The sequence below is a fragment of the Cupriavidus sp. SIMBA_020 genome (assembly GCF_046535395.1).
Lineage (GTDB): Bacteria > Pseudomonadota > Gammaproteobacteria > Burkholderiales > Burkholderiaceae > Cupriavidus > Cupriavidus campinensis.
On record NZ_JAWRWU010000321.1, the window covers coordinates 1 to 299 of the forward strand.

Below are 299 nucleotides of genomic sequence, written 5' to 3' on the forward strand. Positions count from 1 at the left end.
GGCCATGAGCAGCGATGTCGGCATCGCGCTGCAGCAAGTGCAGACCCTGGCCGAGCAGTCACGGGAAATCGGCAAGGTGCTGGACGTGATCCGCGCCATTGCAGAACAGACCAACCTGCCGGCCCTGCACGCCGCCATCGAGGCCGCGCGGCAGGACATCGCCATGCCGCCCAGCGTCGAACTGCGGCTGCAAGGCGCGGCATCGGCCTTCCAGGCCTCGCTGTCCAACACCTTGTGGCTGATGCTGGCCGCCGTGGTCACCATGTACCTGGTGCTGGGCATGCTCTATGAAAGCGCCA

Annotated in this window: 1 protein-coding gene; it reads left to right on the forward strand. The window is 66.2% G+C overall.

What is annotated here, in order from left to right:
- Positions 1–299: efflux RND transporter permease subunit (locus SB751_RS29400; protein WP_410748950.1), on the forward strand; the 299-nt coding region annotated here is incomplete at both ends.